19 protein-coding genes and 1 pseudogene are annotated in these 21893 nt (G+C 34.4%); 12 read left to right on the forward strand and 8 right to left on the reverse strand.

Features of this window, described 5'->3' with window-relative positions; all coding sequences use genetic code 11:
• The first annotated feature begins 19 nt into the window (after window positions 1–19).
• From ABD935_RS13950 to ABD935_RS13960, 3 genes are read left to right on the forward strand one after another with little or no spacing between them, the layout of a single operon-like run.
• A complete protein-coding gene (locus ABD935_RS13950) occupies window positions 20–634 on the forward strand; it encodes a fumarylacetoacetate hydrolase family protein (RefSeq protein WP_345192974.1) in 615 nt (204 codons plus the stop codon).
• A 24-nt stretch (window positions 635–658) separates the two neighbouring features.
• The gene (locus tag ABD935_RS13955) at window positions 659–2575 is read left to right on the forward strand and encodes a DUF294 nucleotidyltransferase-like domain-containing protein (RefSeq protein WP_345192977.1); all 1917 of its coding nucleotides are present in this window, start codon (window positions 659–661) and stop codon (window positions 2573–2575) included.
• Window positions 2576–2588: 13 nt separating this feature from the next.
• Window positions 2589–3254: a 3'-5' exonuclease gene (locus tag ABD935_RS13960; RefSeq protein WP_345192979.1), complete on the forward strand. Its 666-nt coding sequence runs from the start codon at window positions 2589–2591 to the stop codon at window positions 3252–3254.
• Between the two features lie 147 nt (window positions 3255–3401).
• Here the strand turns inward: ABD935_RS13960 and ABD935_RS13965 are convergent, their stop codons facing one another.
• The 6 genes and pseudogenes from ABD935_RS13965 to ABD935_RS13990 form a co-directional block, all read right to left on the reverse strand.
• Entirely contained in the window at window positions 3402–4592 is a 1191-nt protein-coding gene (locus ABD935_RS13965) for an HYR domain-containing protein (protein ID WP_345192981.1), read from the reverse strand.
• Window positions 4593–4706: 114 nt separating this feature from the next.
• Window positions 4707–6614: an acetate--CoA ligase gene (gene acs / locus ABD935_RS13970; protein ID WP_345192983.1), complete on the reverse strand. Its 1908-nt coding sequence runs from the start codon at window positions 6612–6614 to the stop codon at window positions 4707–4709.
• 381 nt (window positions 6615–6995) lie between these two features.
• The gene (locus ABD935_RS13975) at window positions 6996–8714 is read right to left on the reverse strand and encodes a sodium:solute symporter family protein (protein ID WP_425550223.1); all 1719 of its coding nucleotides are present in this window, start codon (window positions 8712–8714) and stop codon (window positions 6996–6998) included.
• A complete protein-coding gene (locus tag ABD935_RS13980; protein ID WP_345192985.1) occupies window positions 8704–8961 on the reverse strand; it encodes a DUF4212 domain-containing protein in 258 nt (85 codons plus the stop codon). Before ABD935_RS13980 ends, ABD935_RS13975 begins: the two co-directional genes overlap by 11 nt.
• Window positions 8962–9151: 190 nt before the next feature.
• Window positions 9152–9387, reverse strand: a pseudogene (locus ABD935_RS13985) (DUF4212 domain-containing protein).
• Window positions 9388–9590: 203 nt separating this feature from the next.
• On the reverse strand, window positions 9591–10955 hold the full coding sequence (locus ABD935_RS13990; protein WP_425550224.1) for an alanine/glycine:cation symporter family protein: 1365 nt from the start codon (window positions 10953–10955) through the stop codon (window positions 9591–9593).
• 88 nt (window positions 10956–11043) lie between these two features.
• On the opposite strand from ABD935_RS13990, the gene ABD935_RS13995 reads away from it, so the two are divergent.
• The 7 genes from ABD935_RS13995 (at window position 11044) to ABD935_RS14025 (ending at window position 18163) form a co-directional block, all read left to right on the forward strand.
• Window positions 11044–12138 carry a heparan-alpha-glucosaminide N-acetyltransferase domain-containing protein gene (locus ABD935_RS13995; protein ID WP_345192989.1) on the forward strand — a complete coding sequence of 365 codons (1095 nt, stop codon included), beginning with the start codon at window positions 11044–11046 and terminating at the stop codon, window positions 12136–12138.
• 1 nt (window position 12139) lies between these two features.
• Window positions 12140–12529, forward strand: coding sequence for a TfoX/Sxy family protein (locus ABD935_RS14000; protein ID WP_345192991.1), 390 nt, complete (start codon window positions 12140–12142; stop codon window positions 12527–12529).
• A 108-nt stretch (window positions 12530–12637) separates the two neighbouring features.
• Window positions 12638–13417, forward strand: a complete 780-nt coding sequence (locus ABD935_RS14005) for a carbonic anhydrase (RefSeq protein WP_345192993.1) — start codon at window positions 12638–12640, stop codon at window positions 13415–13417.
• 27 nt (window positions 13418–13444) lie between these two features.
• Window positions 13445–14092, forward strand: coding sequence for an HAD family hydrolase (locus ABD935_RS14010; protein WP_345192995.1), 648 nt, complete (start codon window positions 13445–13447; stop codon window positions 14090–14092).
• Between the two features lie 177 nt (window positions 14093–14269).
• The gene (locus ABD935_RS14015) at window positions 14270–15823 is read left to right on the forward strand and encodes a GmrSD restriction endonuclease domain-containing protein (RefSeq protein WP_345192997.1); all 1554 of its coding nucleotides are present in this window, start codon (window positions 14270–14272) and stop codon (window positions 15821–15823) included.
• A 66-nt stretch (window positions 15824–15889) separates the two neighbouring features.
• Complete coding sequence (locus tag ABD935_RS14020; protein ID WP_345193000.1) at window positions 15890–16489, forward strand: REP-associated tyrosine transposase; 600 nt, start codon at window positions 15890–15892, stop codon at window positions 16487–16489.
• A 1350-nt stretch (window positions 16490–17839) separates the two neighbouring features.
• Window positions 17840–18163, forward strand: a complete 324-nt coding sequence (locus ABD935_RS14025) for an EthD family reductase (RefSeq protein ID WP_345193002.1) — start codon at window positions 17840–17842, stop codon at window positions 18161–18163.
• A 182-nt stretch (window positions 18164–18345) separates the two neighbouring features.
• Here the strand turns inward: ABD935_RS14025 and ABD935_RS14030 are convergent, their stop codons facing one another.
• A complete protein-coding gene (locus ABD935_RS14030; protein ID WP_345193004.1) occupies window positions 18346–19293 on the reverse strand; it encodes a phosphoribosylaminoimidazolesuccinocarboxamide synthase in 948 nt (315 codons plus the stop codon).
• Window positions 19294–19553: 260 nt separating this feature from the next.
• On the reverse strand, window positions 19554–20507 hold the full coding sequence (locus ABD935_RS14035; protein ID WP_345193006.1) for a PhoH family protein: 954 nt from the start codon (window positions 20505–20507) through the stop codon (window positions 19554–19556).
• A gap of 143 nt (window positions 20508–20650) precedes the next feature.
• Between ABD935_RS14035 and ABD935_RS14040 the strand changes: the two genes are divergently transcribed.
• Both ABD935_RS14040 and ABD935_RS14045 read left to right on the forward strand, forming a co-directional pair.
• On the forward strand, window positions 20651–21544 hold the full coding sequence (locus ABD935_RS14040; protein WP_345193008.1) for an SAM hydrolase/SAM-dependent halogenase family protein: 894 nt from the start codon (window positions 20651–20653) through the stop codon (window positions 21542–21544).
• Between the two features lie 20 nt (window positions 21545–21564).
• Window positions 21565–21861, forward strand: coding sequence for a putative quinol monooxygenase (locus ABD935_RS14045; protein WP_345193010.1), 297 nt, complete (start codon window positions 21565–21567; stop codon window positions 21859–21861).
• The last annotated feature ends 32 nt before the right edge of the window (window positions 21862–21893 follow it).

Raw genomic sequence — 21893 nt, forward strand, 5'->3', positions numbered from 1 at the left:
ACAACAAAAGATAAAAACGATGAAAATAATTGGTATTGGCAAAAACTACGTAAATGATAAAAGTGAAATTAACGCACTAAAAACTGGCGATCAACTTATTTTTGTAAAGGCTGAAAGTACTTTGGTTACTAATAACAAGGATATTGTTTTTCCTAAGATTACAAATCAATTAATATTTGAAGTAGAACTGGTTGCCAAAATAGGTAAAACAGGAAAAGATATATCTGAAAGTGATGCAGCTTCTTATATTAGTGAAATTGGCATTGGAATTGACTACACTGCCAAAGATGTTTTAGGAGCAAGTAGAGAAAATAAAGGGCCTTGGGCTTTAGCTAAAGGATTTGATGGAGCATCACCAGTAAACGGATTTAAACCGATTTTAAACTTTTCTGACATCAATGACATTAATTTTAGTTTAAATATTAATGGTAAGGAAATACAATCAGGAAACACCAGTGATATGATTTATAATTTTGTTGAAATCATCGCTTTTGTTTCTAAATATATGACCTTAGAACCTGGTGATTTAATTTTCACAGGAACGCCTGCAAGTGGCGCAGGACAAAATTTTAAAGGCGACCATCTACAAGCTTCTATTGAAGGAGAATTACTTTTAGATTTTAAGTTAATCTAAAAACTAAAACCAATAAATTACCAGATGAAGAATTCTATTGCCGAACGTGTTAGCGAATTTTTAAAACGCTATCCTCCATTTAATATGGTTAAGCCTAAAAACTTATTAGACTTAGCTGGAGAAATCACCATTGTATATTTAGAAAAAGGCAATACCATATTTAAAAAAGATGATGCGACTCATGAGTACTTTTATATCGTTAGAGATGGTGCTGTAAGCTCAAATTATGATAATGGTACAACCATGGAAATTATGAATATTCATGATATGGGTGATGTTTTTGGTTTACAACCGCTAATAATCAAAGAGCCTTACAAACTTACTGCCACAGCCAACGAAGAATCTATAGTGTATGCTATTCCTATTACACTTTTCCAGTCTGTTACAGATAACAACGCTAAGATTCAAAAGTACTTAATTACGGCTTTTGCCTCCAATACTTATACACCTTACACAGCAGAAGAATCAGGTAAAATTTTTGTTGATTATTTACCCAATACATCACAGGACATTGTGAATTTTCAAACTGCAAATTACACCAAAAACCCAATTACCTGCGGAATTAGATCCACGCTAAAAAGTGCCGCTAAAAAAATGTGCGAGCATAGAATTGGATGTATCATTGTGGTTGACACAAATAAAAAACCTGTTGGGATTATTACAAATAGTGATATAAAAAACAAAATAGCCACAGGTTTATTCCCTATAGAAACTAGAGTAACCAATATTATGACCTCCCCTGTAATCACAGGAAAAAAAGATTTAACTGTTGCCGACGGGCAATTACAAATGATAAAAAACAACATAGGGCATTTATGTATTACTAAAGATGGTTCGATAAATTCCAAATTGGTTGGCGTACTAACACATCATGATGTGTTGGCAACGTTAGGTAATAGTCCAACTGTAATTTTAAAAGAAATAAAACGCGCTAAACGCACCAAAAAACTCAGGGCAGCCAGACGTAAAGCCAATGGGCTTTTAAAAAGTTATTTAGAGCAAAATATCCCTATATCGCACATTATCAATGTAGTTTCCCAAATTAACGATGCCGTTACAATTCGTGCCATTGAGTTAGCCATTAAAAAAATGCCCACACCTCCGCCTGTTACCTTTTCCTGGTTAGCATTGGGGAGTCAAGGCAGAAAAGAACAGTTGCTTTTTACCGATCAAGACAATGCATTAATTTTTGAAGATGTCCCTATAAAACAATACAAAGAAACTCAAGAATATTTTTTAGAATTATCTCGTTATGTAACAAAAACCTTAAATAAAGTAGGGTTTGAATATTGCGAAGCTGATATGATGGCAAGCAATCCTGAATGGTGCAAATCTTTTTCCCAATGGAAAACACAATTTAAAGACTGGATTTTAAAACCCGATGAAAAGGCCATTTTATTATCTTCCATATTCTTTGATTACAATAGTGTTTATGGTAACAAAAAATTGGTAGATAATCTTACAGATACTATTTTCAAAACCTTGAGCGAAACATCTTTATTCTATAAATTCTTAGGAAGCGATGCCATTAAAAGCCCTACGCCTCTAGGTTTTTTTAGACAGTTTTTGGTAGAACAAAATGGCGAACAAAAAGAACTTTTCAATATTAAAAGCAGGGCCATAATGCCTTTGGTTGATGCTGCTCGACTACTCATATTAAGTAAACAGATAAAAGGTGTGAACAACACTTTTGAACGTTTTGAAAAACTGGCATATTTAGAGCCCGAGAATAAAGAATTACATGAATCCTGCTCCTATGCATTTAAGGCACTTTCAAAATTTAAGACTAAGCAAGGATTACTTCATAACGATTCGGGCAAACTCATTGATTTAGAAAGTTTAACTAAAGAAGAAAAATTAAAATTAAGGCGCTGTTTTAAACCTATTCAAGAAATTCAAGAGGTTTTACAAATCCGTTTCGATTTAAAAAACTTTATCTAATAACTGTCAATAAATGATTTTTAAATGGTTCAATAAAAGCAAAACTGATTACCCTGATTTTTGGATTGACTATCTTGAACATTTTAAGAACTTCAAAAAAACACCCATTCAAGATACTCGCTTTGTGGCTTTTGATACGGAAACCACGGGTTTTGACCAAAAAGAAGACCGGGTACTTTCCATTGGTGCTGTAGCGTTTACTGGTAAAACCATTCCTATAAATGACAGTTTAGAATTGTATTTAGAACAAGAGGTTTTTAACCCTGAAACGGTTGAAATTCATGAATTAATGAAGTCGAGTGCTTTTGATAAAGTCAGCGAATTAGAAGCCTTGAAAACCTTTTTAGGATATATAAAAAACGCTGTACTCATAGCCCATCATGCAAATTTTGATAAAGGGATGATAAATGAAATGCTTTCCAGGCATGGTTTAGGAAAGTTAAAAAACAGGTTTATAGATACTGGTGTTTTATTTACCAAATCAAAGCATATTATATACCGAGAAAACTTAAAACCTCACTACTCTTTAGATGATTTATGCAAAGAATTAAATGTACCAAAGGTGGATAGGCATACTGCAAGTGGAGATGCGCTTATTACGGCTGTTATATTTTTAAAAATATTATCACGTTTGGATAAACGGAAGCATTTACAATGGGGATATTTGTTGAAGCGGTAATAATTTGTACAACACAAAGTTTTACACAATTTTCATCAACAAAACATCATCTATCCATTGATGATGTTTAACCAAAAAGGTAATGTGGTCAAAAATAGTTGGTGATTTTTTTTAAAATATTTTTATATAAATAACAAAGGTTAAAAGTTATTTATCTTTTAACTCCCAAGTTCTTACCCAATCGTAATACGTTGTTCTCTCTGCTGCTGTTCCTCTCATACCACCATCAGCAGGTACTGGATTCCAGTCGTAAGTTTCAACAACCATTCGTAAATACGAAGGTAAATCAAAAACACCTTTTGGAGTTATAGAATACACTCTTTTTCCGTCTAAATAAAATATAATTTCGTTGGGACTTTTCCACCAAGCAGCATATACATGATAATCTGCCCATACTTTACCATCTGTTGGAGCATCACCTCCTGCAGAACCAACTGGTGTTTCAGGACAATCTGCTTGCCTACTATGTGTGTTTGAGTGGATACTTTCATCAAATTTTTGAGCAAAACCTGATGTACCTGTTACTTGCCCTACACATTCTTGAATATCTAACTCAGTAACTCTTTTATCACAACCAGAACCATCATTTCTATTGTTTATTAACCAAAATGTAGAAGACATAAATGTTTTGTTAGCCTTCATTCTACATTCAAAATATTGCCCAACTTGAGCTGCGTTTTTAGAATAAATATTAGATCCAGCATGGGTAAACGTATTTCCATTAACAACTTCTGGAGCCGCTAATTTATAAGCTGTCAATTTTAAATCACCATCAGCAACACTAACTGTATTTGCTTTAAAAATTCCTGGAGCTCTTCCAACCCATCTATTAGCATCTGTATTCTTCCATTTGGTAGCATTAAGGCTAGTGCCATCAAATTCATCTGATAGATTTGTAACCTTAGCCCATTCTTTTCCTGCTGGCGTAATATCAACTTCAACTAAATAAGGCATTACTTCAGAAGGTGCATTTTTAACCACAATAACATTAAAACTACAAGAAGTAGTATTACCAGCAGCATCTTTAACTTCAAATGTGTTTTTTGTAGTACCTATAGGAAATGAAGCACCAGAAGCTTTACCTTCTGTTTGTGTGGTTACTGCTCCCGATAAATTATCGGTACCTACAGGTGTATTATAGGTTACAACGGTTCCGCTAGAAAAAACATCTACATTAACTGTAACATCTGCTTCGCAGGTTATTGTTGGATCTGTAGTATCAACTGGGTCTTTAACTTCTTCTTCTTTAGCATCGTCTTTACTACAACTTGTTAAACAGATACTGACTGATACTAATAGAATAAAAATAGATTTAAATAGGTTTCTTTTTTTCATCATTACAATTTTAAACTTTTTTACAAAGCTATAAATTATAATAACAATCAAATGACACATATTTTCTATTATACGATAACATTTGGTTAAACCTGAGTATTTCGTCGATATTTTAACTTATAAGACATTATCCATAATATCCTGAACCACTTCAGGGTTTAACAAAGTACTCGTATCTCCTAAATTACCCGTGTCTTTATGCGCAATTTTACGTAGAATACGTCTCATAATTTTTCCAGAACGTGTTTTTGGCAAGCCACTAGTAAATTGAATTTTATCAAGTTTTGCAATTGGACCAATGTGTTCAGTAATAATTTGATTGATTTCTTTTCGGAGATTATTCTGGTCTCTAGATTCTCCTGTATCTTTTAAGGTAACATAACCATAAAGCGCACTTCCTTTTACATCATGTGGAAATCCAACAATGGCAGATTCTATTACTGCAGGATGTTCATTTATAGCATCTTCAATTGGCGCTGTTCCTAAATTATGACCAGAAACAATAATCACATCATCTACCCTACCAGTAATTCTATAATAACCAACTTCATCTCTTAAAGCCCCATCTCCTGTAAAGTACTTATTTTCATACGCTGAAAAGTAGGTATCTTTATAACGTTGATGATTTCCCCAAATGGTTCTTGCCATACTTGGCCAAGGGAACTTTATACAAAGCCGACCATCTACTTGATTACCTTTTAATTCTTTTCCGTTTTCATCCATTAAAGCAGGTTGAATTCCTATAAATGGCAAGGTTGCATAGGTCGGTTTTGTTGGCGTTACAAATGGAATTGGCGTAATCATAATACCACCTGTTTCGGTCTGCCACCAAGTATCTACAATCGGGCTTTTCTTTTTACCAATATTATCATTATACCAGTGCCACGCTTCTTCATTAATAGGTTCACCAACAGACCCTAAAACTTTAAGTGATGATAAATCGTGGTTTTCAACCAGTTCCACACCCTGTTTTGCCAGAGCTCTAATAGCTGTTGGTGCGGTATAAAACTGATTGACTTTGTGTTTTTCTATAATTTGCCAAAAACGCCCAAAATCTGGATAACTTGGTACGCCTTCAAACATAACTGTAGTTGCACCATTTGCTAATGGGCCATATACAATATAACTGTGTCCTGTAATCCACCCAATATCGGCGGTACACCAAAACACATCGTTTTCCCTGTACTGAAATACATTTTTAAAAGTATAAGCGGTATGAACCATATAACCTGCCGTAGAATGCACCATCCCTTTTGGTTTTCCTGTAGATCCCGATGTGTACAGAATAAACAAGGGGTCTTCCGCATTCATAACTTCGGCTTTGCATGCTGCGGAAGCGTTCTCTAAAAGCGGTTGTAACCATTTATCGCGACCAGATTTCATATGAATATCGGAATTAATTCGCTTGGCGACTAAAACCGTTTTAACACCATCGCAACTTTCCAAAGCTTCATCAACAATGCCTTTTAAATCTATGGTTTTTGCTCCTCTATACGAGCCATCGCTAGTAATAACTATTTTACAATCGGAATCATTTATTCTTGTAGATAGTGCTGTTGCTGAAAATCCTGCAAATACCACAGAATGAATGGCTCCTATTCTAGCACAAGCCAAAACAGATATTGCCAATTCTGGAATCATAGGCAAATAAATGCAAACCCTATCCCCTTTTTTAATGCCTTGAGATTTTAAAACATTTGCAAACCGATTTACTCTTTCGTGCAATTGGTTATAAGTAATATGTTCCGCGGTTTCAGATGGGTCATTGGGTTCAAAAAGAATAGCTGTTTTTTCGCCTCGTGTTGCTAAATGTCTGTCAATACAATTTTCAGTTATGTTTAATTGAGCACCTTCAAACCATTTTACTTCTGGTTTTGAGAAATCCCAACTCAACACATTGTCCCATTTTTTTTGCCACATAAAATGTTCTTCGGCTATTTCTTCCCAAAAATTTTCGGGTTCTCTAACCGATTTTCTATAAACTTGATAATATTCTTCTAAATGTTTTATGTGATAGTTACTCATGAAGTTCGTTTTGAATTATTTAATACTATGATTTGAAATTATGTGCGTTCTAAAATAATAAATTAATGGTTAATGATTTCCTTTTTTCTGCGGATAACTTAAAATTATCGACGGATGCTCTTTTTCTTATATCCCCCACAAGATCTTGCAGGCACTAAAATTAAACTTACAAGATTTTTAAACTACCCAGGATCAACTAGTTTGTCAGCTTTAGTCTTTACAAGAACTTTACACTCAAAGCCTGTCATGCGGAGGCTAGCACCCGTGTTAGGGATTGAACGGCATGTTTGAGCCCCCGATGCAGGAGGAGCGAGTAGTAAAAGCGCGACCCGACCTTAGGAAGGTAACCTGCCAACCGGCAGGCAGGCGCCCAAATTATAATTAATGCGTTGATTCTCCTGCTCCGCTAGGAATCCTAATATTCTCAACAATGTCTTGAACGTCCATTGGTGGTTCTGGTGTAAACTTCATAATGACTATAGAAACTACAAAATTTAAAATCATGGCCACTGTGCCAAAACCTTCGGGCGAAATACCAAGCCACCAATCGGCATTAGTTCCGCCACCAAACCATCCAAACTTGAATTTTGTCATATAAAACAACATAGACAAAATACCTATAACCATGCCTGCAATAGCACCTTCTTTATTCATTCGTTTATAAAAAATACCTAAAATAATGGCAGGAAAAAATGAGGCTGCTGCTAAACCAAAAGCCAAAGCCACTGTGGCAGCTACAAATCCAGGTGGATTAATTCCAAAATATCCTGCAACACATACCGCTACTACTGCAGACAAGCGTGCAGCAACTAATTCGTTTTTTTCTGAAATTTTTGGGTTTATCATTTTCTTAATTAAATCATGAGAAACGGATGCTGAAATAACCAATAGCAACCCTGCGGCTGTTGATAATGCTGCTGCTAATGCTCCAGCTGCAACTAAAGCAATGACCCAATCGGGCAATTGTGCAATTTCTGGATTAGCCAAAACCATAATATCATTATCGACTACTAATTCGTTTTTACTTTCATTAGCCACATATTGAATACGTCCATCTCCATTTTTATCTGTGAAAGTAATTAGTCCTGTAGTTTCCCATTTTTTAAACCATTCTGGAACATGAGCATACGGTTGATTAGAAACCGTTTCAATCATATTTGTTCTTGCAAATACTGCAACTGCTGGTGCGGTTGTATATAAAATAACTATAAGTAGCAATGCAATACCTGCCGATTTACGAGCATCTTTAACCCGTTTTACTGTAAAAAACCGAACAATAACATGTGGCAATCCAGCAGTTCCTACCATTAAAGCTAAAGTAATCGCAAACACATCAATTAAAGATTTTGAACCTTCTGTATATTCGGCAAAACCTAAATCGGTACTTAATCCATCTAATTTATCAAGTAAATACGTTCCTGAGCCATCGGCTAATTGCCCTCCAAATCCTAATTGTGGAATGGGGTTACCCGTCATTTGAATGGATATAAAAATAGCAGGCACCATAAAGGCAAAAATAAGTACGCAATATTGTGCAACTTGAGTATATGTGATGCCTTTCATTCCGCCTAAAACGGCGTAAAACAAAACGATAATCATACCTATAATAACCCCCGTATTAATATTAACTTCTAGAAAACGAGAAAAGACTAATCCAACCCCTCGCATTTGTCCCGCCACGTATGTAAAAGACACTAAAAGGGCACAAATTACACCTACTAAACGTGCTGTATTAGAATAATAACGATCACCAATAAAATCGGGAACGGTAAACTTTCCGAACTTTCGTAAATAAGGCGCTAGTAATAATGCTAATAGCACATAACCTCCTGTCCAACCCATTAAATATACAGCACCATCATAGCCTGCAAATGAAATGATACCTGCCATAGATATAAACGACGCTGCGCTCATCCAATCCGCAGCCGTTGCCATACCATTGGCTAAGGGCGATACACCACCTCCGGCTACATAAAATTCTTTAGTAGAACCAGCTCTAGAATAAATAGCAATACCTATATATAGCGCAAATGTGAGTCCTACCAAAATGTATGTCCAGTTTTGAACTCCAATACCTTCAACTAATAAACTATGCATCATAACCATATTTTTTATCGAGTTTATTCATTAAACGTACATATACAAATATCAAAACAACAAACACATACATAGACCCTTGTTGTGCAAACCAGAAACCTAATTTAAAACCTCCAATTTTTATAGTATTTAGCGTGTCCTTAAATAGGATTCCAGCACCAAATGATACTATAAACCATATAAACATTAATATGAGAACATACCTTATATTCTCTTTCCAATAGGCTTTTGCATTGTTTTTGTTAGTCATAATTTAATTCGGTTTATTTTAGTTTGGTTAAACATAGATGTAATAATTCATTTGTAGAATGTAAAAAACACACATTCTTATATCTTATATAAACATTATAAGATGGTTTCAACATTATAAAATACTTTTTCGTCTCTTTTATCAGCTCTAGAATAAATAGCGATACCAATATATAACGTAAAAGTGAGCCCTACAAAAATGTATGTTCAATTTTGAACCCCAATACTTTCAACCAATAAACTATGATATCATAACCATATTTTTCATCGAGTTTATTCATAAAACGCACATACACAAATATCAAAACTACAAACACATACATAGACCCTTGTTGAGCAAACCAGAAGCCTAATTTAAAACCTCCAATTTTTATAGTATTTAGTCTGTCTTAAACAGGATTCCAGCATCAAAGGAATCTATAAACATTAATATGAGAACATACCTTATATTCTCTTTTCAATAGGATTTTACTATGTTTAATCTATCATAATTTATTTTTTTTGGGCGTTACCACAAGGGTCGGGCTATCCATTACAAGCCCTCGTGCCTGCGGGCTTTCCACTGCTATCCCTAACGCGAACCCACCCCTAACCCCTCCGAGGAGGGGAACTCTTAGTCCAACTAACTTTCTAAGTTTCTTTTAATCTTTTAAAATATGCTTTAATTTCTTTAACCACTCTTGGTGCCATAATAATAGTAGCCAACATGGTTGGTATTGCCATAAGAGCAAACACGCCATCTATTAAATTAAGCATCACACTAAATGGTGTTGTAGCAGCTAATATGATACTGAGTATGTAAATGTAATTATAATAATGTTTTTTGTCAGCGCCAATTAAAAACGACAAGCATTTTGTGCCGTAATAAGCATAAGAAAACAGTGATGATATACTAAAAACAGCTACACAAACCATGAATAAATATTTACCATAAACCGGCATGGCATGACTAAATGCTGAAGCGGTTAAACTCACGCCATTATCAGAAGTGGTTTCCCAAACACCAGTAACTAAAATAGCCAAAGCTGTGAGTGTACAAACCACTAAAGTATCTATGGCAGGACCTAACATAGCTACTAAACCTTCACGAACCGGTTCGTCTGTTTTTGCCGCACCATGAGCCATGGGTGCTGTACCAATACCGGCTTCATTTGAAAATGCCCCACGTCTGATTCCTAATAAAATCAATGCTCCTAGAACACCTCCCATGAATGCATCGCCTTTAAAGTTTTCTGCTGAAAACGCATCTGTAAAAATCATGATGAAATATTTGGGAACGACTTCATAGTTAGAAATCAAAATAAACAATACCAACGAAAAATAGAGCAATACCATAGATGGTACCATTTTGGATGCGGCATTACTAATACGTTTTAATCCACCTAGAATAATTACCGAAGTTAAAATCACTAGTACACAAGCTACAATAAGGTTCGATTTCAATCCTACATCAACACCATTTGGAATTAAAATAATATCATTAATAGCTTGGGTTAACTGATTCACATTTACAACGGGTAACGCCCCAATCATTCCAAAAAGACTAAACATAATGGCTAAAGGTTTCCACGATTTCCCTAAGCCTTCCATAATAAAATACATAGGGCCGCCTTGTAATTCGCCAACACTATCTTTTCCACGATACATAATAGCTAGTGTAGAGGTAAAAAATTTGGTGGACATACCCACTATTGCACTTACCCACATCCAAAACATGGCGCCTGGACCACCAACCGAAATAGCCACGGCAACGCCAGCAATATTTCCCATACCAATAGTGGATGACAAGGCTGTTGTTAAAGCTTTAAAATGTGAAATTTGGCCAGGGTCATTTGGGTCGTCATATTTCCCTCGTAATACTTGAAAGGCATGACCAATATAACGAAACGGTAAAAATCTTGATAAAATCAAAAGATACAATCCGCCACCAATTAATAAAACCACCAAGGGCAATCCCCAAGCATAATCTGAGAAATTCTTAATTAGTTGCTCCATGCATGACATTATGATTTTATAAATATATCACTTTACAAACATTATGTTTCGATTATTTAAAAGTATATTTAGCATTGTAAACTAATCTATGGCACAATCAAATCGCTTGTATTTTATAGATGCCGTTAGAGCATTTGCTATTTTAATGATGCTTCAAGGTCATTTTATAGACACCTTACTATCTCCTGCTTATAGAGACAAAACGAACACCATTTATAATATTTGGTCCTATTTTAGAGGTATTACCGCGCCTACTTTTTTCACCATTTCAGGTTTGGTTTTTGCCTACTTATTATTGCGCGCTTATGCTAAAGGCGATGATAAACCCAGACTAAAAAAAGGACTATTTAGAGGGGTACTGCTTCTTGCCATTGGGTACAGTTTGCGCATTAATGTTTTTAGTTGGCTCTCTGGGTATTTTAGCTCTTATTTTTTGGTTGTTGATGTGCTTCAGTGCATTGGTCTATCATTAATCTTTTTAGTTGGTTTACATATGCTCTTTAAAAAGCATAGTTATATATTTTCAATTGTTCTTTTTATAATAGGATGTATTTGTTTTATTACCGAACCGCTTTATAGAAACGTAACATTAGACCATGTTCCAAACATCATTGCTAATTACATAACCAAAACTAACGGTTCTGTTTTTACTATATTACCCTGGTTTGGATACTCGGCTTTTGGTGCTTTTATATCCACTGTGTTTTTTAGACATGTCCATCGAGACCGTTTTAAAGTATTAACTATCATTACTTTTTTTATAGTGGGCAGTTTCCTCATTTATAAATCATCATGGTTCCTTACAAAGCTCAGTTACATTACAAATATTGAATTATTAAAAATGAGTGCCGACTATAATTACCTATTTACCCGGTTAGGAAATGTTCTTGTTTTGTTTGGTGTTTTTTATGCCTTAGAACGATTTTTAAAACAGTCCATCATAGCCAAAATTGGCGAAAAAACCTTATCCATTTACGTCATTCATTTTGTATTGCTCTATGGTAGCTATACAGGCTACGGACTAAAACGTTTTTTAAGTCAATCCTTAGAACCTGCAACCGCCATTTTTGGAGCTATCCTTTTTATGATTGTAGTTTGTTTTATATCTTTCCATTACGCTAAAACTAATGCGTTTGTTTACAATTTGACACGAAAAATGATAGATAAATTCAAAAACGAATAACATGGCATACCACGAGTATTTAGCCGATAGAATAAGACGGCAGTTAAAAGAAAACCGAACCCATTTTACCGAACTCAAAATGATGGGAGGATTATGTTTTAAAGTCGACAACAAAATGCTTTGTGGTATTCATATCGATAAAAAACCTGCCCGTCCGGCAGGCGGGTATGGCGACAGTTTACTCATGGCAAGAATAGGTCTTGATGCTTACGAAAATGAGCTTAAAAAACCAGAATGTCTTCCTATGGATTTCACTGGTCGCCCTATGCGCGGTTATATTTTTGTTACACCAGATGGGTTTGATACCGACCAAGAACTCGCCTATTGGTTACATTTATGCTTAGAATTCAATCCTTTGGCAAAGGCAAGTAAACCTAAAAAGAAAACGTAATAGTTAATAACTTTCCTCTAAAAAAGTTTCAAAACATGACAAATGTAAGGTTTTGAATATGTGATATTAGTAATTTTGTAGCTTGAAACTTCACAAAAATACCATATCATGAATACCAAACTTAGTGTACTTTTTTGTTCTGTATTATTAACGCTTATATCTTGCAAGGATTCAAAAAAGACAGCACATACCACCGAAAATGAACACCATTGGAGCTATTCAGGCGAAACATCACCAGAACATTGGATAGAAGTTGAAAAAAACTCCGATTGCAATGGGCGACTACAATCACCCATAAATATCATTCACAGAAGTGTAGATTCCGTAAAAACCAATCATAATCTAAAGATCGAATACACCCCAAGTACATTAATTAGCGAGGTAAAAAACAACGGACACTCCATACAATTTGATTTTGAAGCTGGCGATTCTATAAATTATAAAAATGAAACCTATCACTTAAAGCAAATACATTTCCACGAGCCCTCAGAGCACAAAATAAATGGGGTCATCTACCCTATCGAAATGCATTTAGTACATGTTAGTAAAGCAGGAAAAATAACCGTTTTAGGTATTTTAGGCGAAGAAGGTCATGAAAGCCAGTTATTCGAATTTTTTGAAAGTTTTCTACCTATAAAAGAAGGTGCCTTTAAAGACATACACCAAGAAATCGATTTATCAAGTTTGTTCTTAGAAGATAAACATTATTACGCTTACGGTGGCTCGTTAACTACGCCACCATGTACCGAAAGCGTAAATTGGGTCGTATTTAAAGAACCTATTATTTTGTCTGTTGAAGAAGTCCTAAAACTTAAAAGCAACATGCCTATTAACAATTACCGCAACGAACAACCTTTAAATGGTCGGGTTGTAAAGTTTAATTACTAATTTTGATTTTAACTTAAAAAATAAAAGATGGCGTTTAAAGCAGTAATTTTCGATTTAGATGGAACGCTAGTAAATTCCATTGAAGATTTAGCAGATGCCATGAATACGTCGCTTTCAAACTATGATTTCCCTACGCATGGTTATGACGCTTATCAGGGTTTTATTGGTAACGGCATAAAAAGCTTGGTTACAAAAGCCTTGCCCGAAACCAATCGTGATGACCAACAAATAAAAAGAAGTTTTGCTGGGATGATGGATATTTACAGCAGTAATTGCACCAACAAAACAAAACCTTATGATGGCATTATAGAAATGCTAGATGCCTTAAAGTCTCGCGAAATAAAACTTTGTGTATTATCAAACAAAGAAGATTCATTTGCTAAAGAAGTAGCCTCAGCGTTATTACCAAATTATTTTGAATCCGTTGATGGTTTAACTATTGAAGCACATAAAAAACCAAACCCAATTAAAGCCATTGAAATGAGTAAAAACTTAGGCTTAAAACCCGAAGATATCCTTTACGTTGGTGATACAGATATTGATATGCAAACCGCAAATAATGCAAATATGTTTGCTGTAGGGGTTTCTTGGGGTTTTAGATCAAAAGATGTATTGATTGCTAATGGAGCAAAATTGGTTATAGACCATCCTTTGGATTTGATTGCTATTTTGTAAATACATCTGAAAACTACCTTATTAACTTTTAAAAGTTGATAACTTTTCTTTCAATTAATGAAGTGAATATTGACTTTTGGTTATAATGTTTTAACTTCGCTTGGTGTCAGATGTAAAACATTAAAACTATTTCATAACAACGCGTTAGGCACAATATAAAAACTACACGAGAAAAATATGCCAAAAATAAATTTAGATGCTTTAATTCCAAGAGAGGATTTTGAAATAATTGGAAATAATTCAACATCTGCCCAAATACAATCTCTTTCCGTAAATGACTTGTCTAATCAATTCATTTATCAGATATTAAGAAAACCTGACTTTCAAAGAGAAACTAATGAATGGGACCCAAAAAAAATAGAGGAATTTATTGATAGCTTTATTGAAGGTGATTTAATCCCCTCAATAATTTTATGGAGAAGTGCATCAGGATTAATATTCGTAATAGATGGTGCTCATAGATTAAGTACATTGATTTCTTGGATATATGATGACTATGGAGACAAAGAAATATCAAAGAAATTCTATGAAAACAATATAACCGAAGACCAAATAAGTTTTGCAGAAAAAACAAGGAAACTAGTCAATAAAAACATAGGTTCCTTTGAACAAATTAAAAACGCATCGAAAAATAATAATTCTCGTCCTGAACATATTCGAAGAGCCAACAATGTCGGAGTTAATGCTATTCAGGTCCAATGGGTAGTCGGAGATGCGAAAAAAGCAGAAAATTCATTCTTTAAAATTAATCAAAAAGCTTCTAAAATTGACCCAACAGAATTAAAGCTTTTAGAGTCAAGAAAAAAACCTAATTGTATTTCTGCACGAGCTATTATTAGAGCAGGAAAAGGTCATAAATATTGGTCAAGTTTTAGTGCAGAAAACCAAAACACTATTCAACAATTAGCTGATGAAATTAATAAAATATTTTTTACACCTCAATTAAAAACTCCAGTTAAAACAATGGATATTCCAATTGGCGGTAAAATTTCAAGTGCTCAAACATTACCCCTAATCTTAGAATTCATTAATCAAGTAAATTATACTCCATCAAATTTTAAAGATAATTTAGATGACGATACAGATGGAGCTCAAACAATAAATTATTTAAGAAATGCAAGAAAAATAGCTTGGAGAATAAATAGTGTTCATTCTTCATCCTTGGGATTACATCCAATTATATATTTTTATTCCAAAGAAGGAAAATATAAAACAGGTTCGTTTTATGCAATCACAAACTTTATCTTAAGAATTCTAAAAGAAAACAAATTAAATAATTTTATTACAGCTAGAAAGGAATTTGAGAAATTCCTAATTGAATACGACTACATTTCTACTCAAATTAACAGAAAGCAAAGAAGTTCTTTAAAAGGTCTTCCATACGTTACCGAATTTTATTTAGAAGTAATAAACCAAGTGAATGAAGGTAAAAGTTATAAAGAAGCTGTAAAATCATTAATTAGTTTGAATAAATTTAACTACATCAAGCTTGATGACGAAAGAGATGATGACTCTCATTTTTATAGACGGAATTTTGACAATGACTCAAAGTCAGCTGTTTTTATATCTGAAGCATTACAAACAGGAGTTAAATGTAAAATATGTAAGGGGTTCATTCATAGAAATTCAATGACAATTGACCACATAGAAAGAAAACAAGATGGAGGTTTTGGAAACCCCGAAAATGGACAGTTAGCACATCCATATTGTAATTCAACATTTAAAAACTAATACGGGCCCTCGCTCCGCAAAGTCTCCCGACTTTGAGGAACACAAACATAAACAACAAAAAGAAACTTGAAAGAAGGTTACATTATAAGAGACCAAGAAAAAATCCATTTTATTACATCAACAGTCGTAGATTGGATTGACGTTTTTACTAGAAAAACTTATAAAGATGTTGTTATAGATTGTTTAGATTTTTGCGTAAAAAATAAAGGCATGATTATTTATGGCTATGTTATAATGAGTAATCATATTCATTTAATCATACAATCCAAAGACGGTAAGTTATCAGATTTAATAAGAGATTTTAAAAAATTTACAGCAAAAAGCATATTAGAAAAGATACATACCGAACCCGAGAGTAGAAGAGCATGGATGTTAGAACGGTTTAAAAAAGCCACAGAAACGCATAGCAGAAATAAAAACTATCAATTTTGGCAATATGGCAATCATGCCGAGGAAATTTATTCGGAAAAATTTATGTGGTCTAAATTAGATTATGTGCATTTAAACCCTGTACGTGCTGGTATTGTTGAAAAAGCTTCGCACTACTTGTATTCAAGCGCAAGTAATTATGTTACCAATCAAGGTTTATTGGATATTGAACTTATTGATAATCCGGTTATTGATGTTTTAAAAGCGGCGTCTATAACACGATTTAATCAGTATTAGTTATTGCCTTAAAGACTTTGTGTAGATATTATATGATTTCCTCAAAGTCGGGAGACTTTGCGGAGCGAACACAAACATAAACAGCAAAAAGAAACTTGAAAGAAGGTTACATCATAAGAGACCAAGAAAAAGTCCATTTTATTACATCAATAGTAGAAGATTGGATTGACCTGCCCTTTTAACATTTTTCCGCCTAACTATTTTAATTGTCATGTCGAAATGAGGCACGATTGAGACATCGCATAATTCCCTGTGCAAAAAGCTAATGATACTCCTTATGTGATTTCTCCTTGAGTCGAAATGACAAAATAACTCCGCTCCGCAAAGTCTCCCGACTTTGAGGAACACAAAATATAAATAGCAAAACAAATTTGAAAGAAGGTTACATCATAAAAGAAATCAGCTATATCACAATTTAATCTGTATTAATAATTAGCCTCAAAGTCAGGAGACTTTGAGGAGCGAACACAAACATAAACAGCAAAAAGAAACTTGAAAGAAGGTTACATCATAAGAGACCAAGAAAAAGTCCATTTTATTACATCAATAGTAGAAGATTGGATTGACCTGCCCTTTTAAAATTTTTCCGCCTAACTATTTTAATTGTCATGTCGAAATGAGGCACGATTGAGACATCGCATAATCCCTGTGCAAAAAACTAATAACGTTCTTAATGTGATTTCTCCTTGCGTCGAAGTGCTCACGCTCCGCAAAGTCTCCCGACTTTGAGGAACACAAACATAAACAGCAAAAAGAAACTTGAAAGAAGGTTACATCATAAGAGACCAAGAAAAAATCCATTTTATTACATCAACAGTAGTAGATTGGATTGACCTGACTTTTTAAAATTTTTCCGCCTAATATTTTAATTGTCATGTCGAAATGAGGCACGATTGAGACATCGCATAATCCCTGTGCAAAACGCTAACGATGCTCCTTATGTGATTTCTCCTTGCGTCGAAATGACAAAATAACTCAATTAAAAAACTACAAAGCTTTCGCCTGGATACGCTCTTTGATATTACCTTTATCAGCCTTTTCAAAAGATTCACCTGTCATGTTTTCGTAAAGCTTGTTACCTCAACGTCCGGAGACTTTGCGGGGTCGAGGGGCTTATATCCAAATTATTAACTTTTGAAAATTGATAATTTGCATTCCTTTAAAATAAAAAATATTGCATTCACTATTTCAAAAGCTTACATTAGCCTTTAGATGTTTAAAAATTAGAACGATTTTTATATCATAATCGTTCTGTTTAAGCAAAATAGTAATTTATAATAGGTTACTGATACCGCTATAAAAACAAGGCTTTATCAATAACCGACTAACCACGAAAATAAATATATTATTATGAAAAAAGGAATGACCAAAGTTAGTGTATTGTACCCAAATGGAGAAAACAAAACATTTAATATGGATTATTATTGTAATACGCATTTGCCAATGGTTGGCAAACTATTAGGAGATTTTCTTAAAGGGGCAACCGTTGAAAAAGGATTAGGAGGAGCTACACCAGGTTCCATTGCTCCATATGCAGGAATGGGAAACATGTATTTTGATTCTGTAGAGGATTTTGGAAAGGCCTTCGGACCACATGCAGAAAAAATAATGGGAGATTTACCTAATTTTACTAATATAGAGCCTATAATTCAGGTGAGTGAAGTGTTGATTTAAAGTGAATTAATGAAACGTTTTAAAAAGGTATTAAAACATCTTTTATATAAACGTCAAGTTAAAAAAGAGGTTGTCTGAAAAGTGAATCGTACTTGTCAAACTGAGTGCAGTCGAAGGGCTCAATATGACTTTTAAACTAAAATTTACTTTTCAGACAGCCTTTACTTTTTTATTCATATTTCTTATTTCAAATACTCCAAAACATTCTTTTCAATACGCTCTTGAATATTTGAAACATCGGCTTTTACAAAAGTTTCGCCGGTTATGTTTTCGTAAAGTTCTATATAGCGTTCGGAAACGGTTTCAATATAGTCGTCGCTCATAAAAGGTACGGTTTGACCTTCCAATCCTTGAAAATTATTGGCTATTAACCATTGGCGTACAAACTCTTTAGAAAGTTGCTTTTGTGATTCGCCGTTATCTTGACGTTCTTGATACCCATCGGCATAAAAATAACGTGAAGAATCTGGTGTGTGGATTTCATCAATCAACACAATTTTCCCCTCTTTTGTTTTTCCAAATTCGTATTTGGTATCTACTAAAATTAATCCTCTAGAAGCTGCTATTTCTGAACCACGTTGGAATAATTTACGGGTGTAATCTTCCAAAACCACATAATCTTCTTCTGAAACAATACCGCGTTTTAGAATATCTTCTCGTGAAATATCCTCATCATGGTCGCCCATTTCTGCTTTGGTTGCTGGTGTGATGATGGGTTCTGGAAACTTATCGTTTTCTTTCATCCCTTCTGGCATAGGTACACCACAAAGCATACGTTTTCCTAATTTGTACTCGCGTGCGGCATGGCCAGACATATAACCACGAATTACCATTTCTACTTTAAACGGTTCGCATAAATGCCCAACAGCTACATTTGGGTCTGGGGTTGCAGTTAACCAATTTGGCACTAAATCCTCGGTAGCTGCCATCATTTTGGTCGCTATTTGGTTTAGTATTTGCCCTTTGTACGGGATTCCTTTTGGCATCACAACATCGAATGCGGATAGCCTGTCGGTGGCTATCATGACTAGTTCTTGGTCATTGATGTTATAAACTTCTCTTACTTTTCCTTTGTAAACATGTTTTTGTCCTGGGAAATTGAAATTGGTATCTATTATAGTGTTACTCATTTTTTTTATTGTTTATGAGTTGATTTGTTTAATTTGTTATCGTCATTACGAGGAGCATTTTTTTTGCGACGTGGTAATCTCTTCCTTTTTAACAGATTGCCACATCACACAAAAAAGTGTAATTCGCAATGACGTTTCATTGTTTTTATCTAAAAAGCCCTAGCCCCGATTGAGGCTTTGTTAAAGCTCTTTTTGTGTTGTTGCACTTATGCAACACAAAAAAGCGACTGCCGAAAGCGGGAATTAGCTTCTAAAAAAATTTAATCCACGTTTTCAATGCCTTTATAAGCCGCAATAACCTTTTTAACGAGTTTATGGCGGATAACATCTTTATCGTCCAAAAATATCATGCCTACGCCTTCTACATTTTTTAAAATCAACAAGGCTTCTTTTAATCCAGATATGGTACGACGCGGTAAATCTATTTGCCCTGGATCGCCCGTTAAAAGAAACTTAGCGTTTTTCCCCATACGGGTTAAAAACATTTTCATTTGAGCGTGTGTGGTGTTTTGACCTTCGTCTAAAATAACGAACGCATTATCTAAAGTACGTCCACGCATAAACGCTAATGGCGCTATTTGTATGGTACCTTTTTCAATATAATTTGCCAATTTTTCTGGAGCAATCATATCTCGCAACGCATCATACAACGGCTGCATATAGGGATCTAGTTTTTCTTTTAAATCGCCCGGTAAAAACCCAAGGTTCTCCCCTGCCTCTACTGCTGGTCTTGTTAAAATGATGCGCTTTACTTCTTTGTTTTTCAACGCTTGAACCGCCAATGCCACACCGGTATAGGTTTTACCCGTTCCTGCAGGGCCAATGGCAAAAACCATATCGTTTTTACGCATAAGCTCTACCATTTTACGTTGGTTGGCCGTTTGTGCTTTTATGAGTTTACCGCCTACTCCATGCACAATGGTTTCACCGCTTTGTTTAGAGGTCGTGTAATCATCGCTACTCTGGCTGGTTAACACGCGTTCTATAACATTTTCATCAAGTTTGTTATACTTACCAAAATGTTTTAAAAGCATGGTAATACGGCGGTCAAATTCCTCGAGTAATTCCTCATCACCAAAGGCTTTGATTTTGTTACCGCGCGCGACTATTTTAAGTTTTGGAAAGTATTTTTTTAGAAGTACAATGTTGGCATTTTGTGCTCCAAAAAACTCTTTTGGAGAAATCTCTTCAAGTTCAATAATAATTTCGTTCAAAGGCGTAGATTTAATTTTAAAATTTGAATCCGATTAATTGAAAATTTATAGGTAATCAGACAAAATGATTTCTTAGTTTTGTAAAACTCAAAAATACATAAATTTGAGTGACCTTTTATTAAAAACATATCAACAATTTGCTGATGGCGATAATAACATTAACCACCGATTTTGGTGAAAAAGATTACTTTGCTGGCGCAACAAAAGGCGCTATCTACAGTGAGCTGCCCGATGTGAAAATTGTTGATATCTCACATTCCGTATCGCCTTTTAATATCCCAGAAGCGGCTTACATGATTTGGAATGCGTATAATAGTTTTCCTAAAGGCACCATCCATATCATTGGCATAGATTCTGAAATTAACCCAGAAAACAAGCACATTGCTATTAAACTAGACGACCATTATTTTATATGTGCCAACAATGGTATTATGAGTATGATATGCTCTGAAATTGCTCCCCAAAAAATTGTTGAAATTAACATCCATGATAAAATACAAACCAGTTTTCCTGTTTTAGATGTATTTGTAAAAGTGGCTTGCCATATTGCTCGTGGTGGAACGCTTGAGGTTATTGGTAAAAGCATTGCTGAAATTAAGCCAATAAAGAACATTGCACCTTATGTAAATGACGACAAAACCCAAATTATTGGAAGTATTATTTATATTGATAATTATGGCAATGTGGTAACGAATATTAGTCGCAGCTTTTTTGAAACGATACAAAAAGGACGTGCTTTTGAAATTTCGGCACGTAACTATACATTTAAAAAAATACATAATAAATATAGTGATATAGTAAATTTTGATATCCCTGAAAATAAAAGGCACGATGAAGGCAGGAAATTAGTAGTTTTTAATTCTGGTGATTTTTTAGAAATTGCGGTTTATAAAAGTAACAGTGCCACCGTGGGTAGTGCATCTACACTTTTAGGGCTTGGTTTAATGGATGCCGTTAGCATTAGTTTTATTCCGTCTCCTATTATACCTAAAGGAAGAGAAATTCCGGAAACTATAACGAAGACCAGTGATTTCTAATTTAAAAAGATGCATCTTTTATGTTTGTAAGAATAGTGAAAATGGGGTTTTATGAGGAGAATATTGAAACCTTCCTTTCAAATTTTGATAAAAACAAAGCAAAGATTAGACGTTTTGAAGGGTGCCAATTTTTAGAATTATATAGAGACAAAAACGACCCAACTATCTTTTTTACCTATAGTTATTGGGATTCTGAAGATGCGTTGGAAAGCTATAGAAAATCTGATTTATTTAAAGGGGTTTGGTCGGTTACTAAACCACTTTTTAGTATACCGGCTGAAGCATGGAGTGTTGATAAGTTGGAAAGTTTAAAATAACAAATGAACCGTCATTGCGAGACAAATTAATA

Source organism: Algibacter agarivorans (genome assembly GCF_039543245.1).
GTDB classification, from domain to species: Bacteria; Bacteroidota; Bacteroidia; order Flavobacteriales; family Flavobacteriaceae; genus Algibacter_G; species Algibacter_G agarivorans.

Bases quoted from the DNA above. Each gene is read 5' to 3' on its own strand.
- ABD935_RS13950 (WP_345192974.1), top strand. From the start codon at position 20: ATGAAAATAATTGGTATTGGCAAAAACTACGTAAATGATAAAAGTGAA.
- ABD935_RS13955 (WP_345192977.1), top strand. From the start codon at position 659: ATGAAGAATTCTATTGCCGAACGTGTTAGCGAATTTTTAAAACGCTAT.
- ABD935_RS13960 (WP_345192979.1), top strand. From the start codon at position 2,589: ATGATTTTTAAATGGTTCAATAAAAGCAAAACTGATTACCCTGATTTT.
- ABD935_RS13965 (WP_345192981.1), bottom strand. From the start codon at position 4,592: ATGATGAAAAAAAGAAACCTATTTAAATCTATTTTTATTCTATTAGTA.
- acs (WP_345192983.1), bottom strand. From the start codon at position 6,614: ATGAGTAACTATCACATAAAACATTTAGAAGAATATTATCAAGTTTAT.
- ABD935_RS13975 (WP_425550223.1), bottom strand. From the start codon at position 8,714: ATGATGCATAGTTTATTAGTTGAAGGTATTGGAGTTCAAAACTGGACA.
- ABD935_RS13980 (WP_345192985.1), bottom strand. From the start codon at position 8,961: ATGACTAACAAAAACAATGCAAAAGCCTATTGGAAAGAGAATATAAGG.
- ABD935_RS13990 (WP_425550224.1), bottom strand. From the start codon at position 10,955: ATGGAGCAACTAATTAAGAATTTCTCAGATTATGCTTGGGGATTGCCC.
- ABD935_RS13995 (WP_345192989.1), top strand. From the start codon at position 11,044: ATGGCACAATCAAATCGCTTGTATTTTATAGATGCCGTTAGAGCATTT.
- ABD935_RS14000 (WP_345192991.1), top strand. From the start codon at position 12,140: ATGGCATACCACGAGTATTTAGCCGATAGAATAAGACGGCAGTTAAAA.
- ABD935_RS14005 (WP_345192993.1), top strand. From the start codon at position 12,638: ATGAATACCAAACTTAGTGTACTTTTTTGTTCTGTATTATTAACGCTT.
- ABD935_RS14010 (WP_345192995.1), top strand. From the start codon at position 13,445: ATGGCGTTTAAAGCAGTAATTTTCGATTTAGATGGAACGCTAGTAAAT.
- ABD935_RS14015 (WP_345192997.1), top strand. From the start codon at position 14,270: ATGCCAAAAATAAATTTAGATGCTTTAATTCCAAGAGAGGATTTTGAA.
- ABD935_RS14025 (WP_345193002.1), top strand. From the start codon at position 17,840: ATGAAAAAAGGAATGACCAAAGTTAGTGTATTGTACCCAAATGGAGAA.
- ABD935_RS14030 (WP_345193004.1), bottom strand. From the start codon at position 19,293: ATGAGTAACACTATAATAGATACCAATTTCAATTTCCCAGGACAAAAA.
- ABD935_RS14040 (WP_345193008.1), top strand. From the start codon at position 20,651: ATGGCGATAATAACATTAACCACCGATTTTGGTGAAAAAGATTACTTT.
- ABD935_RS14045 (WP_345193010.1), top strand. From the start codon at position 21,565: ATGTTTGTAAGAATAGTGAAAATGGGGTTTTATGAGGAGAATATTGAA.